This is a genomic window from Terrabacter terrae (assembly GCF_039529575.1).
Classification (GTDB): domain Bacteria; phylum Actinomycetota; class Actinomycetes; order Actinomycetales; family Dermatophilaceae; genus Terrabacter; species Terrabacter terrae.
This window is the reverse complement of sequence record NZ_BAAANB010000003.1, coordinates 154,590-170,573: the sequence shown is the minus strand read 5'-3', so window position 1 is coordinate 170,573 and position 15,984 is coordinate 154,590. Positions and strand designations below refer to the sequence as shown.

Genomic DNA, 15,984 nt, shown 5'->3' with positions numbered 1-15,984 from the left:
ACGGAAGGAGCGGGACGTGACGGTGCGGATCGTGACGGACTCGACGGCGTACCTGCCGGGCGAGCTGCTGCGCACACACTCGATCGAGGTCGTCCCGCTCCACGTCGTCGTCGGCGGTGACGACCACGTCGAGGGGCAGGACATCACCGCAGCGCAGGTCGCTGCCGCGTTGCGCGACTACACGATCGTGACGACGTCGCGCCCGACTCCGAGAGTCTTCACCGAGACCTACCAGCGCCTCGTCGACGAGGGGGCGACCGCGATCGTGTCGGTCCACCTCTCGTCGCAGATGTCCGGGACCGTCGAGGCGGCTCGCCTGGCGGCGGCCGAGGCCCCGGTGCCCGTCGAGGTCATCGACAGCCAGACCATTGGGATGGCAATGGGGTTCGCCGTCGTCGCGGCCGCGGAGGTGGCGGACGGCGGGGCAGACGCCCGGGCCGTCACCGGGGCGGTGCACGCCCGGCTCGGGCCCTCGGGCGTGCTCTTCTACGTCGACACCCTCGAGCACCTCCGAAGGGGTGGCCGCATCGGTGCCGCGTCGGCGCTGCTCGGCTCCGCCCTGTCGATCAAGCCCATCCTGGCCGTGCGGGGCGGAAGGATCGTGCCGGTGGAGAAGGTGCGCACCTCCTCGCGCGCCGTCGCCCGGATCGAGGCCATGGTGGTGGACCACGTCGGCAGGGGCGGGCACGCCGTCGACCTCGCCGTGCACCACCTGGACGCGGCGGCACGCGCCGAGGAGATCGCCTCCCAGCTGCGGACCATGGTGCCCGGCACCCCGAGCGTCCTCGTCGTCGAGCTCGGCGCCGTCGTGGGAGCCCACGTCGGCCCGGGCACCGTCGCGATCGCCGTGTCCCCGCGTCCCGGCGAGCCGCTCGACGCCTCGCACGGGGAGGTCACCGGGTCGTGACCGTGGGGACCGTCCTCGGGTGGACCGCCCTGGTGGTGGTCGCCTTCCTCGTCGGCTCCGTCAACCCGGCGACGATCATCGCGCGCCTGCTCGGCAAGGACCTCGCCGCGTCCGGCTCCGGCAACCCGGGCGCCACGAACGCCGGTCGGGTGCTCGGGCGCAAGTGGGGCATCGTCGTCGGCGTCCTCGACGTCCTCAAGGGGCTCCTCCCCGCGTTCGTCGCGGGCCACCTCTTCGGGGCCCACGCGGCATACGCCGTCGGCATCGCAGCCGTGCTCGGGCACATCTGGTCGCCCTTCCTGAGGGGGCGCGGCGGCAAGGGCGTCGCCACGACGCTCGGCGCCATCCTCGGAGTGCACCCGTGGGTCGCCCTGGTCGTCGTCGTGGTCTTCGCCGTGGGCGTCGCGGCCACGCGCTGGGTGGCGGCAGGGTCGATCCTCGGCTCGGTCGCGATGGTCGTCCTGGCCGTGCTGATCTGGGCCGGTCATGCGCCGGGTGATGGGTGGACTGCACTGTGGCTCATGGCGATCGGCCTGCTCGTCCTGGCCCGCCACAAGAACAACGTCATCGGCTGGTGGCGCCAGCGGCACCTGTCGTGAGATGAGGCGGCCCCGGCGCACGTCGTGAACCGGGGAATCGGTCAGAAGACGATCGTGCGCCGCCCGGAGAGGAAGATGCGCGACTCGGCGTGGTCGCGCACCGCCCGGGAGAGCACCCGTCGCTCGACGTCGCGACCGATCGCCACGAGCCGCTCCGGGGACTCCGCGTGGGTGACGCGCACGACGTCCTGCTCGATGATCGGGCCCTCGTCGAGGTCGGCCGTGACGTAGTGCGCCGAGGCGCCGATGAGCTTGACGCCGCGGTCGTGGGCCTGGTGGTAGGGCTTGGCGCCCTTGAAGCCGGGCAGGAACGAGTGGTGGATGTTGATCGCCCGGCCCTCGAGCGCTGTGCACAGCTGGTCGCTGAGGATCTGCATGTAGCGGGCAAGCACGACGAGCCCGACGTCGTTCGTCTCGACCATCCGCAGCAGCTCGGCCTCGGCGTCGGCCTTGGTCTCACGCGTGACGGGGATGACGGTGAAGGGCAGGCCGTAGTACTCGACGAGACCCCGGCAGTCCTCGTGGTTGCTGACGACGCCGACGATGTCGATCGGCAGGTCGCCGGACTTCCAGCGGTAGAGCAGGTCGAGCAGGCAGTGGTCGAACTTGCTGACGAGGATGATGGTGCGGCAGTGCTCGTCCTCGGGCCGGGCTGCCAGGTGGTGGTGGGAGATCGCCGCGCTCTGCCGGATGGCCTCGAGCACCTGCTCGACCTCGTGCGGCTCCGCGTCGAAGACGGTGCGCATGAAGAAGAGGTCGGTGTCCTCGTCGGAGTACTGCTGGTTCTCCACGATGTTGGCCGACACGGCGAGCAGCGCCGCGGAGACCGTGGCGACGATGCCGGGCCGGTCGTCGCAGGTGAGGGTCATGATGTGCCGGGCCATTGGGGCAGTCTGGACCAGCGGGCCGTGTCGGGGTGAATCGACGCGCGGGCAGTCTCGCTCTGTGGCCGTCCACATCCCCTGCGGGCGCGGACGGGTTGTCCCCAGCCGGTGCCGAGGCGGCCGGGAACGGGCGGCCGGCTTCCTACCGTCGGGGTATGCCGTTCCGACGCGCCCAGCGACCGCCGGACCTCGAGCGGGTGGCTCGGGTCCTCGGCGCCGGGCCTCCTTCTTCCGGGAGACCGAGTGCGCGGTCCAGCGAGCCGGATGCGGGGGAGTCGCGCTCGGCAGACCCTTCGGGACCGGCAGGCCTCCCGGCCGTCGACGAGGAGTCGGAGCCGGCCGGTGGCTGGGTGCCGTCTCCGCCCGACGGTGCGCGGGCGCCCACCTTCTGGTCGAGCGGGACCGCGGGTGCAGGTCCGGGGGCGGCCCGGCTGGGGTCAGTCCTGCGTCGGCTGACCGAGCGGGCCACCGAGGACGAGGTGTCGCGGCTCGATGCCGACCTCCGCAGGGCGCGACGCCCGGGGGTGCTCACCGTCCCGGACGAGCTGCGCGCAGGACGGCGGGGGCTCACCAGCGCCGCCGTCGTGTCGATGCTCGCCCTCGTGGTGGCGGTGGGCTGCGCCTTCGTCCTCCGGGTCCTGTGGGCCGAACGATCCGCGTCCGCCTCGGAGCGCCCGGCCGCGGGAGCGGCCACCGTCCAGGTGGTCGGAGGGACGGCAAGAGGTGCCGCGGTGCCGGGGGCGGGGACGACGCGGACGCCGCCCGTCGGACCGGGTGACCCCACGGCCGGCGCACCCTCGCGCGACGGGCTGGCCGACGCCGGTGGCTCCGGCGGGACAGCGGGTGCAGCGCCGCCGGGTGGATCGGTCGTCGTCCACGTCGTGGGGCAGGTGAACCGCCCCGGTCTGGTGCAGCTGCGTCAGGGCGCCCGCGTCGCCGATGCCATCACGGCGGCGGGAGGCACCCGACGCGGCGCCGACGTCTCGGTCCTCAACCTGGCGCGTCTCGTCCAGGACGGTGAGCAGATCCGGGTGCCGAAGCCGGGGGAGAGGCTCGTGGCGGCGCCCGGTTCCGGGACCTCTGGTGGCGCCGCATCCGCTGGCGCTGGGGGCGCGTCGGGCGGGTCCGCAGTGGCGGGCCCTCCGGTCAGCCTCAATGCCGCCGATGTCGCGGCCCTCGACACCCTTCCCGGTGTCGGCCCGGTGCTGGCCCAGCGGATCGTCGACTGGCGCACCGAGCACGGGCGGTTCACGTCCGTCGACGAGCTGGGCGAGGTGAGCGGCATCGGCGACAAGCTGATGGCGCAGCTGAGGCCGAAGGTGACGCTGTGACGCGCTCATCGAGCCCGCCCCCGGAGCGTGAACAGGCCCCGCGCGGGCCGTCCCTTGTCGTCCTCACCGGCCGCGAGACGATCCGCCGGGTCAGGCCACGCGCCTCTCACCGGCTCGACTTACGGCTGCTGCTTCCCGTCGTGCTCGCCTGGCCGCTCGTGGCCTTCGTCGGTCTGGTCGGCCCGGTCTGGCTCGTCGCGAGCGGCGCAGTGCTGGCGCTCGCGGTGGGCACCCTCGTCGCGACGGCGAGTGCCAGGGACCGACCCGCGCCACGCCGCGCCCCGCCGCCTCGCGGCCCTGACGTCCTCGGCGGCGAGGGCCGCAGTCGTGGTCGCGAGCGCTGGCGCCGCGGCGTTCCTGTGGGGACCTCGCCCGGCCTGCGGTCCCTCGCAGCAGCCTGCGCCGTGCTCGCCCTGCTGCTGGGCGCGGCCGCCGGCCACCGCGCGGTCAGGTCCGCCGGCCCGCTGGGCGACCTCGCCTCGGAGCGAGCCGTCGCCACGGTGCGTGCCGTCGTCGCTGCCGAGCCGCGGCCCGTGCACAAGCGCGGACGTGCCGGCCCGGACGACGCTCCGGGGTCGCAGGTGACGGTGGTTCGGCTCGACGTCACCGAGCTGGTCGCGCGCGGCCGGACCTCTGCAGTGGCGAGCCCGGTGCTCGTCATCGGACGAGGTCCGCAGTGGTCGGCGCTGCACTGGCGCGAGCAGGTGGAAGTCGTGGTCCGCCTGGCGCCGGCGGAACCCGGCGACGACGTCGTCGCGGTGGCCACCCCGAAGGGTGGTCCGCGGGTCATCGCCCGCCCGGGCGGGGTCTTCGCCGCCGCCGACGCAGTCCGGGCGCGATTCCGCGCCGCCACCGAGCAGCTCTGGCCGGACGCACGCGGACTCGTCCCCGCCCTGGTGGTCGGCGACACGTCGCGAACTCCTCCGGACCTCGAGGCGGCGATGCTGCAGATCGGGCTCAGCCACCTCAGCGCGGTGTCCGGGAGCAACGTGACGTTCGTCCTCGCCGCGGTGATGTGGCTGTGCAGCATCGTCGGGCTCTCCCGGCGATGGCGCCCAGCCGTTGCCGCGGTGGCGCTGCTCGCGTTCGTGGTCCTCGCCCGTCCTGAGCCGAGCGTCGTACGGGCCGCGGTGATGGGTCTCGTCGGCCTGCTCGCGCTGTCGACGTCGCGCCGACGGGCGGGCATCCCGGCGCTCGCCGGCGCGATCGTCGTGCTGCTCGTGTGGGACCCCTGGCTCTCCCGCTCCTACGGGTTCGCGCTCTCGAGCGTCGCCACCTTGGGCCTGCTGGTCCTCGCCCGGCCGTGGGGCCTGACGGTCGCACGCCGGCTGCCTGACCGGTTGAAGCCGCTGGGGCCGGTTCTCGCCATCCCCGTTGCCGCCCAAGCGGTCTGCGCCCCGCTCGTCGTGCCCCTCCAGGGCAGTGTCTCGGTCGTGGCCGTCCTCGCCAACCTCCTGGCCGCACCCTTCGTGGCACCCACGACCGTCGTCGGCGTCGCAGTCTCGGTCGTCGCGATCATCTGGGTCACCGGAGCCGGTTGGCTCGCGTGGGCGGCGGCGCTCCCGGCCCAGGCCATCGCCGCGGTGGCCCGGTGGTGCGCCGGCCTTCCGCTCGGGAGCATCCACTGGGGAGACTCGGCCGCGGCCGCGATCCTGCTCGCGGTGCTCACCGTGGCGGTCGTCCTCACCGCGCCGTGGGCCTGGCACCGGACGAGGCAGCGCCCGACCGTGGCCGTCGCCGTCGTGGTCCTCGCCTCGGGTGTGGGCGCGCCGACCTCGACGGTCGCCTGGCCTCCGCCGGGGTGGGCGCTCATCGCCTGTGACGTGGGGCAGGGCGACGGCCTCGTGGCCGACAACGGCGGCGGACACGTCGTCGTCATCGACACCGGACCCGAGCCGGAGCCGATGCGGGCCTGTCTCGACCGCATCGGGGTGACAGCCGTCGACCTGGTGGTGCTCACCCACTTCCACGCCGACCACGTCGGTGGACTGGCTGCCGTTCTCGAGCGGCCGGTCACCGAGATCCGGGCCTCGCCCGTGCTCGACCCGCCGGCCGAGGCGGCCCGGGTGTCGCGACTCGCGGCCGCCGCACGCATACCTCTCGGGGAGCTCCGTGCCGGTGAGGAGCTCACCGTGGGCACCATCAGTGCGGACGTGTGGTGGCCCGCGCGGCGCATCGACGCCGGGTCCGTACCCAACAACGGCTCCGTCGTGCTGACGATGCACGTGCGCGGCCTCACCGTCCTGCTCGCCGGTGACATCGAGCGGGAGGCGGCCGGACAGCTGCTCCGCGAGACTTTGCTGGACCCGCAGCGGTGGGGGAGGATCGACGTCCTCAAGGTGGCCCACCACGGGTCCAGCAACCGGGACGACCGGCTCCTCGACCAGGTCGACGGACGGCTCGCCCTCATCAGCGTCGGGAAGGACAACGACTACGGACACCCGGCCCCGGCGACGATGAAAGCCCTGCAGGACAGGGGCTTCCAGGTGCACCGCACCGACCTCGAGGGCGACGTGGCCGTCGTGGCCGACGGTGAGGACATCACAGCGGTCTCCCGGTGAAAGGATCGGCGACGGAGCCTCGTCGAAGCAGGACTTCAGGCCGGGTTGGTCGGTTCGGAGGGGTCCACCGGCGACTCCTCGGGACCTGCCGGGGCACGCTGCACCGGGCCGGCGTCCACGTCGGCGTCCGCGTCGCCGCCGACGTCGCCGCCGACGTCGCCGCCCACGTCGGTACGGCTGTCGTCCGCGAGCTCGAAGTCGGAGAAGTCGAAGCCCGGGGACACGAGGCAGCTGACCAGCGCGTCCGAGCGGGTCGACACCGTGCGCTGCCACACATGCGCCGGCACGACCGCCTGGCCCACCTCACCCGCCGCGAGGTCGACTCCGACAGTGACCCTTGGGCCCTCATCACCGTGTACCTGCGGCGCCGCACCGTCACCGCCGAGCTCCAGGATCACCGAGCCGGCATGGGCGAGCCACACCTCGTCGGAGGCGACGCGGTGCCACGCGGACGCCTCACCGGCAGGCAGCAGGAAGTGGATGAGCGTCGCGGTGGCGCGCTGCCGACCGTCGGGCAGGGTCACCGTCTCGGGGGACACCCACGTCTGCCGGTACCACCCGCCCTCGGGGTGTGGCTGCAGGTCGAGCAGATCGGCGAGAGGCGGGCGCATGACGACCATCATCGCCGACCCGCTCGACGCTCGCTCAGTCCTGTCTGGCAGTCGGCTGCACGGGTCCGTGTCCGCGCCGGGTCGGCGGGCTTCGGTGGCCACGGGAAGAACCCGCTCGTACGCCGCACGTAGTGGGCGTAGGCGGGACGACGGTCGCCGATGTCCTTCTCGAGCAGCTTCTTGCCGGTGCCGGCGTAGAGGTTCCAGACCATCACCGCGGGCGACAGGATCGTCAGCGCCCCCGGCCAAGCGCTCGCTGCCACGAGGAAGAGCCCCGACCACACGCACGCGTCCCCGAAGTAGTTGGGGTGGCGGGTGTACCTCCACAGCCCGGTGTCGAGCACCGCGCCGCGGTTGGACGCGTCGCGTCGGAAGCGCATGAGCTGCAGGTCGCCCACCCCCTCGAAGAACAGGCCCACCGCCCACACGAGGACCCCCAGCCAGAGCACCCAGCGCTGACCGCCCTCCACGAACATCGCGATCTGCACCGGGAGGGAGACGAACCACATGGTGAGGCCCTGCGGGAGGTAGATGTGCACGAGGGCGTAGGCCTTCGGGTTGCCGTCGGCACGCGCCAGCATCGCCTCGTAGCGCGGGTCCTCGCCACTCCCGCGCGACCGGTTCCAGATGTGCCCCGCCAGGCGCAGACCCCACGACGCTGTCAGCACGAGCGCCAGCCACCGGCGCAGCCCGTCGCCGTGGCCGGAGCTGCTGACGAACGCCGTCACCGCCAGCGCCACGAAGCCCAGACCCCACGTGACGTCGATGACGGCCTGCTTGCCCACGCGGAGAGCGACCGCGAACGTCACAGCGAGGACCACGACGACGGTCAGGGCCGTGAGCAGCAGGGTACGACCGAAGCCGCCACCGTCGAAGCCGGCGGTCGACGCAGGGGCGTGGACAGTGGCAGCGGTTGCGTGCGAGGTGGCCAGAGCGGCAGTGGCCGTGAAGGTCGCCCACGCGGACGACACAGTGGTCACCAGGCCCGCACGGGCGGCATACCGCTGCGGCCTTCGGCCGTCGGCTTCACGGCGAGGATCTGGTCCACGCCCATGCGACCCTCCTCGAAGGCGAGGGCCCCGCCGACGAGGTAGAGCCGCCACACGCGTGCGACCTCCTCGCCGACCATCGCGACGACCCGGTCCCAGTTGGTCTCGAAGGTCTCGTACCACGCATTGACTGTCCGGACGTAGTGCTCACGCATGGCGTGCACGTCCCGGACCTCCAGGCCTGCCTCCTCGATGAGGTCGACGGTCTCGCCGACCGGGCGCATGTGCATGTCGGGCGCGATGAACGCCTCGATGAAGGGCCCGCCTCCCGGCCGCGTCGTGCGCGACATCTGCTGGATCAGCGCCCGGCCGCCGGGCTTGAGCAGGCGGTGGACCTGGCCGGTGAACGTCGGGTAGTTGCGCTGCCCGACGTGCTCACCCATCTCGATCGAGGAGATCGTGTCGAACGGGCGGTCGGGGACCTCGCGGTAGTCTTGCAGGCGGATCTCGACCAGGTCCTCCAGCCCGCGCTCGCGGATCCGCGCGTCGATGAACGCCTTCTGCTCGCCCGAGATCGTCACCCCGACGACCCGGGCACCGAACTCCTCGGCGGCGTGCACGGACAGGGAGCCCCATCCGCAGCCGATGTCGAGGTGCCGCCCACCCGGCTCGATGCCGAGCTTGCGGCAGACGAGGTCGAGCTTGTCGCGCTGCGCGTCCTCGACGGTGTAGTCGGTTGCGGTGCGCGACCAGTAGCCGCACGAGTAGGCCATGTGCGGGTCGAGGATCAGGGAGTAGAAGTCGTTCGAGAGGTTGTAGTGGTGCTCGATGGCGCTGCGATCGCGGCGCTTCGTGTGCAGGCGGCCGCGCAGTCGCGCCTGCGAGACTGGCGGTTCCGGCGGGAGGCCGACGACGCCGAGGTCGAACGCCGTGCGGATGCCGTTCTTCGCCGCCGCGACGAAAGTGCCGGCGGAGCCACGCCCACCCGAGAGGTGTCGGGCGCTGGACCACACCCGGCGGAACCCGTCGAGCAGGTCTCCCTCGACGTCGAGCTCGCCCGTGACGTACGCCTGGGCGAGCCCGAGCTCGCCGGGGTGGCGCACGAGCCGACGCAGCGCGGCGGGGTCGCGCAGCACCACGGTGGGTGCGTCGACCGGTCCGGCGACGGTGCCGTCCCACGCCTTGAGGCGCACCGGCAGCCGACCGCCGAAGAGCGGCTCCACCACCGTCGCGAGCCGGGGTGCGATCCCGGTGGGCCGCGAGGGCGCCTGCGGGGTGACGGCTGGCAGGTCGGGACGGTGGTCGGTCAGGGTCATCGCGGTGGCCTCTCGTTCGGGGTCGACTCGGAGAGTTCGGTGCGCTGCCCGTTCCGGATGGGTGGAGCTCGCTCGGGGCCGTTGGCTCCGCTCAGCGAGACACGCCGACGGCAGCCTCACGCCGCCCGTCACCGGCTGCCACGAGCCCGTCGGGACCGAGCACGGCCGCGCCCACGCCGCCGAAGTACATGTGCGCACCCGGGAACGCGTGGGACGCAAGGCCGCTCGCCCCGATCGCTGCGGCGATCTCGTCGGACGGCTCGTGCTCGACGCACGGCGACCCGTCATCCATGAACCGCACGTGCAGGCGAGGTGCATCGATGGAGTGCTGCAGGTCGTCCCCGAGCAGCAGGCCGCGTCCGAGCACCTGCATGAGCGCGGTCGTGATCCGGTCTGCGCCGGGCGACCCCACGGCCAGGGCGGCACCGGAGGTGCGACGACCTGTCGTCGGTGCCATGTTGGACGCGAGTCGCGTGCCGGGCGGGACGGCGTGCAGCCCCAACCGGTTGAGCTCGGGCTCCCCGAGGGCGTTGTTGAGCAGGATCCCGGTGCCGGGAATCACCATGCCGGCGCCGTAGCCCGCGGACATCGTGATGGCACAGGCGTTCCCGTGCTCGTCCACCGCCGACACGTGCGCCGTCGACGCCGAGGTGGGCAGCCCGGCGAGCCCGTGCCGCTCGACGGTCTCGAGGAGGGCGTGCCCGTCCGCGTCGAGGTCGCGCGAGCGGTCGTGGACCGACAGCCGGTAGGCCAGGACCCGCCGCTGGATGTCGATGACCTCGGCCCAGGTCCAGTGCTCGTGCCGCGCCAGCTGTCCGAGCATCGCCGCGAGCATGGGACCACCGACGGACGGTGGTGGGTTCAGCGCGACCTGCCACGAGCCCAGCGTTCGCAGGGTCGGTGTGCGCACGACCGGCTCGTAGGCCGTCAGGTCGGCCTGCGTGACGAGACCGCCGTTGGCGGCCATGTCGTCGACGAGCACGCGCCCCACCGCTCCTGTGGTGAAGAGCGAAATCCCTTGGGTGGCAAGCAGATCGAGGATGTCCGCGAGATCCGGGTTCAGCGACGTCTCGCCAGGCTCGAGCGGCCCACCGTCGGCGCCCGTGACGAGCGCGTGCGCCTCGGGGTCGGGCCCGAAGAGGACGTCGCGGACGAGGCCGAGGTAGAGCGCGGCGGACGCTCCGATGCGGTATCCCTCGCGGCAGGCACGCGCCGACGGTTCGACGAGCCGGCCCCAGGGAAGGCTCCCGAAGCGATCCCGAGCGAGCGAGAGAGCTTGCAGCGCACCGGAGTTCGCCACCGAGCCGTGGCCGGCGCCAATGGTGATGCCGCCCCCGTAGTCGGTGGTCACCTCGCGAACGCCCTTGCCGAAGGCCGCCGCGTCGAGTCCGCGGCCCGGCATCTCGACGTTCCCGTCGACGACGACGGGGTCGGACCCCGCAGGCCAGATGTTCACGAAGGCGCCGGCCATGAGGCTCACGATCCCGGGTTCCGTGCTCATGGCGGCGATGGACGCCGCGATGGCTGCGTCGACGGCGTTGCCGCCCTCTGCTGCGGCCTCGAGGCCTGCGGCCAGGGCCGTCGAGCTCGGCGTGGCCAGGGCGACCCGGGTCATGAGGTCGTGCGACCGGTCGAGTGGTACTCCGGGTTCGGCACGAAGCCCAGTGCGGTCGAGACCCGGTTGGTGAGGTTGAACATGCCGACCACCTGCACGAGCTCGACCAGCTGGCGGTCGTCGAGGCCCACCGCGCGCAGCGCCTCGAGGTCCGACTCGGTGACCTCGGCCGGGTGCAGGGTGAGCTTCTCGGCGTAGGAGGCCATGGCGTACTCACGCTCCGGCAGGCCCGCTTGGCGCCAGTTGGAGGCGACGAGGTCAGCGGTCACGGCGTCGCCGGTGTACTCGCGCAGGGCGGCGCCGTGGCTGACCTCGCAGTACGTGCACCGGTTGACGCTGCTGACGACGACGGCCACCAGCTCGCGGTCCGCGTTGCTCAGGTGCCCTTCCTTGTTGACGAGGAGGTTGAAGTAGCCCCACCACGCCAGGAACTGGTCGCCGTTGAGCGCTTGTGCCTTGAAGACGTTGGGCACGAAGCCGAAGGCCTCGTGTGCCTTGTCCCAGAGCCGGCTCACGCCCTCGGGCACCTCGTCTCGTTCGGGCACGGGCAGGTAGGAGATGCGTTGACGGTCACCCATGAGCCCACCGTATGCCGGGTGGCAGTCGTCCGCCCCTGGGCGGCGCGCCGGGACGGCCGGGCCTCAGGCGTTCGCGCCCGCGAGCCTGGCCGGCGAGACCCGGGGGTCGGCGCCGGCCGCCTCGCACAAGGCGTCGAGCGCCGCAGCCACCGCCGGAACGCGCTGGAGGTCCGGGGTGGTGACGGCGAGGATCTGGCGCCGAGAGGCGGGGGAGAGGGGCAAGGTCGCGACCTCGTCGTGCTTGGCGGCGTTGAGGATGAGGTCGGGCACGAGGGCCACCCCGAGACCGGCGGTGACGAGGCCGAGCTGGGCGACGTAGTCCTCGGTCTCGAAGGCGACGTTGGGGCGGAAGCCGGCGCCGTCGGCGAGGGAGAGCAGGTGGCCGCGGCAGCGGGGACAGCCGGCGATCCACTCCTCGTCGGCGAAGTCGGTCAGGGTGGCCGCCTCGTCACGGGCGTGGGGGTGCGTGCCGGGGACGACGAGTCGGACCTCGTCGTCCATGAGGCGCCGGGTCACGAGGAGCGAGAGGTCCTCCTCGAGCTCGCCCAGCTCGGCGCCCTCGTAGGCGAAGGCGACGGCCACGTCGCAGTCGCCATTGCGCAGTGCTGCCAGCGACTCGGGCGGCTCGGCCTCGGTGAACGTGACCGTGATGTCGGGGTGGCGCGCCTTGAGGATCGCGAGCGTGCGAGGCACGAGCGTCGCCGACGAGCTGGGAAAGGCCTGCAGTCGGACTCGGCCCGCGCGGAGCCCGGCGATCGCGGTGATCTCCTCCTCGGCGGCGTCGAGGGCCGCGAGGACGCCGACGGCGTGGCGGGCAAGCACCTGCCCGGCCTCGGTGAGGCGCACCTGCCGGCCGTAGCGCTCGACGAGCACCGTGCCGGTGCGCTGCTCGAGGCGGCGCACCATCTGCGAGATGGCCGGCTGGGTGAAGCCGAGGGCGTTGGCGGCGCTGGTGAAGCTTCCCTCGTCGGCAATGGCCTTCATGACCCGCAGGCCGGCAGCATCGATCATGGAAGAAGCATAACCGACCGTTATGGTGTTCGGGGGATCTCGGGCGTCCGGCACGGGCCGCCGCGCGACGTAGGCTTGCGACGTGCAGCAGCCGAACGGCATACCCCCACAATCCTCCACGACCACACGGCTCTCCACGTCGCGCACCCTGCCGCTCGAGACGCACGACCTCGGCAGCTTCGACGACCTCGTCGACCTCGTCAGCGGCGGTGGTGTCGTCGTGCTCTCGGGCGCCGGCCTGTCGACGGAGTCCGGCATCCCCGACTACCGGGGACCGGACGGGACGCGCCGGGTGGAGCCGATGACCTACGGCGAGTTCGCCGGCTCGGGGGAGGCCCGACGGCGGTACTGGGCCCGCAGCTACATCGGCTGGCAGCGCTTCAACGCGGCCCAGCCCAACGAGGGACACCGCGTGGTGACCGACCTGCAACGGGCCGGTTACGTCGGGCCGATCATCACGCAGAACGTCGATGGGCTGCACCAGGCGTCCGGAGCGGTCGATGTCGTCGAGCTGCACGGCTCGCTGGACCGGGCGGTGTGCCTGACCTGCGGCGAGTACACGTCTCGGACCGGTCTGCACGAGCGCATGACCGAGGCGAACCCGGGGTTCATGGACCGGTTCGCCGAGGCCGCCGCGACCGTGGGCTCCCAGTGGGGCGAGCAGGTGCGACCCGATGGTGACATCGTCCTCGCCGACGCCCTCGTCGAGACCTTCCACGCGCCGCGGTGCCTCGTGTGCGGCCGCGACACGGTCAAGCCGGACGTGGTGTTCTTCGGCGAGTCGGTGCCCAAGGCCCTGGTGGAGCAGTGCTTCTCACTCGTGGAGGGCGCGGGGGCGGTCCTGGTGCTCGGCTCCTCGCTGTCGGTCATGAGCGGCTACCGGTTCGTCCGGCGGGCGCACCAGCGTGAGGTCCCCGTGGCGATCGTGACGCGGTCGGCGACTCGCGGTGACAGCGAGGCCAGCTTGCGTCTGCATGCGCCGCTCGGGATCACCCTGACGAAGCTGCGCAGCGCGCTCGGTCACTGACGGGTCACCGAACCCGTCACCGAGCCGGTCGCCTCACCTCACGACGGGACCGGGGGCCCGGGCCTCCGGGCCCGAGGTGTCCCGCAGGTCCCACAGCTCCTTGGTCTGCACCCCCCAGTACGTGCCGAAGAGGATGATGACGATGACCTCGGCGACCAGCACGAGGTGCCCGAATCCGGTGAGACCGGCTGCGGTGACCACGGCGACGAGGAGCGCCAAGGCGAGGGCCACCGCCAGTGCGATGTAGACCTTCTTGTAGACGGTGCCGCGACTGCCGTCACGGCCCAGGTGTCTCTCCTCGGCGCCGAGGGCGCTCAGCACCATGACGGCGATGACGCCGGCCACCATGGTGCCGGCCGCGATGCCGTGGCTCAGGGCGATGAACCGGTCGCGCAGGACGAGGAACAGGGTGAGCTCGGCCAGCACGACCGTCCCGCAGACGACGCTCACGACGATGGAGCGCACGCTGCGCGGTCGCGGCGGCGCTCCCGCCCTGCCGACCCGCCCGAGCCAGGCGACGACTGCCGCGGAGACGACGGCGACCACGAGCAGTGACCACACGTTGTTGCGCACGGCTGCCGCGATCTCCGGGGCCGTCTGGGTGTATGCGTTGGGCCCGCACCGGTCGTCGGGCGCGGTGGGGACCAGGGCGACGACGAAGGCCATCAGGCCGGAGAAGTTGAGGAGCACGTCCTCCTCCGGGGAGTGTCCCTTGTAGGCGATGAGGTTGGCACCGAGCGCGCAGAGCGCGCCGACGAAGACGCCACGGGCAGGTGTGTAGTAGTAGGCGCTGATCGATCCGAGCCAGCAGGAGTGCCCGGTCTCCCACCACCACTGGTAGCCGACCGACAACAGGAGCATGAGCAGCAGCGCGATCATCGCGCCCCGCAGGTAGCGGTAGGTGAGGACGACGTCTGGGGTGCGCTCCTGCGCCATCGGGGTCATCGGGGTCATCGGGGTCATCGGGGTCATCGGGGTCATCGGGGTCATCGGGGTGAGTGTCCGCCTTCGTCCCGCTCGTGTTCGCCTCGGTCCGCCGGGGGTTCGTTCAGATGCGGCGCAGGACCGCGGTGACCTTGCCGAGGATCGTGGCGTGGTCGCCGTCGATGGGGGAGAAGCTGGGGTTGTGCGGCATCAGCCACACGTGGCCGTCCTTGCGCTTGAACGTCTTGACGGTGGCCTCGTTGTCGAGCATGGCGGCCACGACGTCACCGTTGTCGGCGTGCTGCTGCTGGCGCACCACGACCCAGTCACCGTCGCAGATGGCGGCCTCGACCATGGAGTCGCCGTTGACCTTGAGCAGGAACAGCTCGCCCTCACCGACGAGCTGCCGCGGCAGCGGGAAGACGTCTTCGACGACCTGCTCTGCGGTGATCGGCACCCCCGCCGCGATCTGGCCGAGCACCGGCACGTAGGAGGCCTCGGGCCGTGCGTCGCCCGAGTCGGTCTCGGTGTCGTACTGGTCACCGCGGGGGCGGATCGGCTCGACGGAGCCGCCGCGGTAGCCGAGCTCCTCTGCCTTCGCGTCGGGGGAGACGACCTCGAGGGCGCGCGGACGGTTGGGGTCGCGGCGCAGGTACCCCTTGGCGACGAGCGCGTTGAGCTGGTGGGAGACGCTGGAGGGACTCGCCAGGCCGACGGCGTCGCCGATCTCGCGCATGCTCGGCGGGTAGCCGCGACGGTCGACGGAGTTGCGGATGACCTCGAGCACGCGCCGCTGGCGGACGGTCAGGCCGTCGCCGGTCTCGCGGTCGGGAAGCTCGGTCACGCCCATGGTGTCCCCTTCGTCGGCTCGTCAGGCCGCGCGTGACGCCGGCGTGGAGCGGCCAGTGTCAGTGGTGGCTGGTGAGGTCTGTGGTGTGAGGAAAGACTACGAGGTTCGAACACAGTTGCCAAACACCTGTTCGAGGCGTGTCTCGACTTCGTCGAACAGACGTGCTACAACTCGTACACACGTTCTATCGAACACATGTTCGTCACATCTGGAGCAAGGGGAGGTCACCATGAGCGCAATCGTCCTCGAGGCCGTTCGCGAGCCGCAGGCGGAGCGGACCGGGGGGCAGTCGTCCACGCCGCGGCCGCACCTCGTCCTCGTGCCCACCGGGCGTGACGCGGCCCGGGGGAGTCGTGCAGCGCACCACTCGTCGCCACGGTCCCCGATGCGGCTGACCAGGTTCGGGCGTCTCGTGCGCACGATTCTCGTCGCGAGCGTCGTCGCGCTGCTCGGCGTGGGCCTGGCGGGCCAGCTGGCATCCGCCACCGGCGACCCGCACACGGTCACGGTGCAGTCCGGCCAGACCCTCTCCGGCATCGCGGCCCGCGAGCTGCCCGAGCTCACCGTCCCCGACGGCGTCGTGCAGCTCCAGGTCGCCAACAGCCTGAGCACCTCCCAGGTCCACGCCGGGCAGCAGCTGGTCATCCCCGCGCACTGACCCACAGCGCCCTCGTCCCACGAGCCCGTGCCCGCGCCACTGTGCCTGATGCACCCGGCTCTCCGATCGGCCGCGTTGGCTCCACCTCCAGCGGCTGGCGGTAGCGGCGCTTCGACCCCGCCG

Annotated in this window: 15 protein-coding genes; 6 read left to right on the top strand and 9 right to left on the bottom strand. The window is 72.3% G+C overall.

The genetic code is table 11. The annotated features are described in order from the left end of the window. The first annotated feature begins 16 nt into the window (after window positions 1-16). Together ABD194_RS06125 and plsY are read left to right on the top strand one after the other, a co-directional pair. Complete coding sequence (locus tag ABD194_RS06125; RefSeq protein ID WP_343989089.1) at window positions 17-907, top strand: DegV family protein; 891 nt, start codon at window positions 17-19, stop codon at window positions 905-907. Continuing rightward, window positions 904-1,506 (top strand): glycerol-3-phosphate 1-O-acyltransferase PlsY, encoded by a 603-nt coding sequence (gene plsY / locus ABD194_RS06120; RefSeq protein ID WP_343989087.1) that lies wholly within the window; start codon window positions 904-906, stop codon window positions 1,504-1,506. The genes ABD194_RS06125 and plsY overlap by 4 nt, the downstream gene beginning before the upstream one ends. Window positions 1,507-1,547: 41 nt before the next feature. On the opposite strand, the gene purU is transcribed toward plsY, so the two are convergent. Next, on the bottom strand, window positions 1,548-2,390 hold the full coding sequence (gene purU, locus ABD194_RS06115; protein ID WP_343989085.1) for a formyltetrahydrofolate deformylase: 843 nt from the start codon (window positions 2,388-2,390) through the stop codon (window positions 1,548-1,550). A 155-nt stretch (window positions 2,391-2,545) separates the two neighbouring features. Here purU and ABD194_RS06110 point away from each other — a divergent pair, with 155 nt between their 5' ends. After that, window positions 2,546-3,721 carry a ComEA family DNA-binding protein gene (locus ABD194_RS06110; protein WP_343989083.1) on the top strand — a complete coding sequence of 392 codons (1,176 nt, stop codon included), beginning with the start codon at window positions 2,546-2,548 and terminating at the stop codon, window positions 3,719-3,721. Then, window positions 3,718-6,282 carry a ComEC/Rec2 family competence protein gene (locus tag ABD194_RS06105; RefSeq protein ID WP_343989081.1) on the top strand — a complete coding sequence of 855 codons (2,565 nt, stop codon included), beginning with the start codon at window positions 3,718-3,720 and terminating at the stop codon, window positions 6,280-6,282. The genes ABD194_RS06110 and ABD194_RS06105 overlap by 4 nt, the downstream gene beginning before the upstream one ends. Window positions 6,283-6,317: 35 nt before the next feature. Here ABD194_RS06105 and ABD194_RS06100 read toward each other — a convergent pair whose 3' ends face one another. The 6 genes from ABD194_RS06100 to ABD194_RS06075 form a co-directional block, all read right to left on the bottom strand. Continuing rightward, window positions 6,318-6,893 carry a cupin domain-containing protein gene (locus ABD194_RS06100; RefSeq protein ID WP_343989079.1) on the bottom strand — a complete coding sequence of 192 codons (576 nt, stop codon included), beginning with the start codon at window positions 6,891-6,893 and terminating at the stop codon, window positions 6,318-6,320. Window positions 6,894-6,901: 8 nt separating this feature from the next. Next, a complete protein-coding gene (locus tag ABD194_RS06095; protein ID WP_343989077.1) occupies window positions 6,902-7,873 on the bottom strand; it encodes a DUF1295 domain-containing protein in 972 nt (323 codons plus the stop codon). Beyond that, window positions 7,870-9,198 carry a class I SAM-dependent methyltransferase gene (locus tag ABD194_RS06090; RefSeq protein ID WP_343989075.1) on the bottom strand — a complete coding sequence of 443 codons (1,329 nt, stop codon included), beginning with the start codon at window positions 9,196-9,198 and terminating at the stop codon, window positions 7,870-7,872. The genes ABD194_RS06095 and ABD194_RS06090 overlap by 4 nt, the downstream gene beginning before the upstream one ends. Before the next feature lie 91 nt (window positions 9,199-9,289). Next, window positions 9,290-10,813 carry a gamma-glutamyltransferase gene (locus ABD194_RS06085; RefSeq protein WP_343989073.1) on the bottom strand — a complete coding sequence of 508 codons (1,524 nt, stop codon included), beginning with the start codon at window positions 10,811-10,813 and terminating at the stop codon, window positions 9,290-9,292. Beyond that, the gene (locus ABD194_RS06080) at window positions 10,810-11,391 is read right to left on the bottom strand and encodes a peroxidase-related enzyme (protein ID WP_343989071.1); all 582 of its coding nucleotides are present in this window, start codon (window positions 11,389-11,391) and stop codon (window positions 10,810-10,812) included. The genes ABD194_RS06085 and ABD194_RS06080 overlap by 4 nt, the downstream gene beginning before the upstream one ends. A 63-nt stretch (window positions 11,392-11,454) precedes the next feature. Beyond that, entirely contained in the window at window positions 11,455-12,402 is a 948-nt protein-coding gene (locus ABD194_RS06075; RefSeq protein ID WP_343989069.1) for a LysR substrate-binding domain-containing protein, read from the bottom strand. Window positions 12,403-12,484: 82 nt separating this feature from the next. On the opposite strand from ABD194_RS06075, the gene ABD194_RS06070 reads away from it, so the two are divergent. Beyond that, the gene (locus ABD194_RS06070; protein WP_343989067.1) at window positions 12,485-13,429 is read left to right on the top strand and encodes a Sir2 family NAD-dependent protein deacetylase; all 945 of its coding nucleotides are present in this window, start codon (window positions 12,485-12,487) and stop codon (window positions 13,427-13,429) included. 33 nt (window positions 13,430-13,462) lie between these two features. Here ABD194_RS06070 and ABD194_RS06065 read toward each other — a convergent pair whose 3' ends face one another. Both ABD194_RS06065 and lexA read right to left on the bottom strand, forming a co-directional pair. Next, window positions 13,463-14,419 carry a hypothetical protein gene (locus ABD194_RS06065; RefSeq protein ID WP_343989065.1) on the bottom strand — a complete coding sequence of 319 codons (957 nt, stop codon included), beginning with the start codon at window positions 14,417-14,419 and terminating at the stop codon, window positions 13,463-13,465. A 58-nt stretch (window positions 14,420-14,477) separates the two neighbouring features. Next, window positions 14,478-15,203, bottom strand: a complete 726-nt coding sequence (gene lexA, locus ABD194_RS06060; protein ID WP_343989063.1) for a transcriptional repressor LexA — start codon at window positions 15,201-15,203, stop codon at window positions 14,478-14,480. 229 nt (window positions 15,204-15,432) lie between these two features. On the opposite strand from lexA, the gene ABD194_RS06055 reads away from it, so the two are divergent. After that, window positions 15,433-15,861, top strand: coding sequence for a LysM peptidoglycan-binding domain-containing protein (locus tag ABD194_RS06055; RefSeq protein WP_343989061.1), 429 nt, complete (start codon window positions 15,433-15,435; stop codon window positions 15,859-15,861). Window positions 15,862-15,984: the final 123 nt, after the last annotated feature.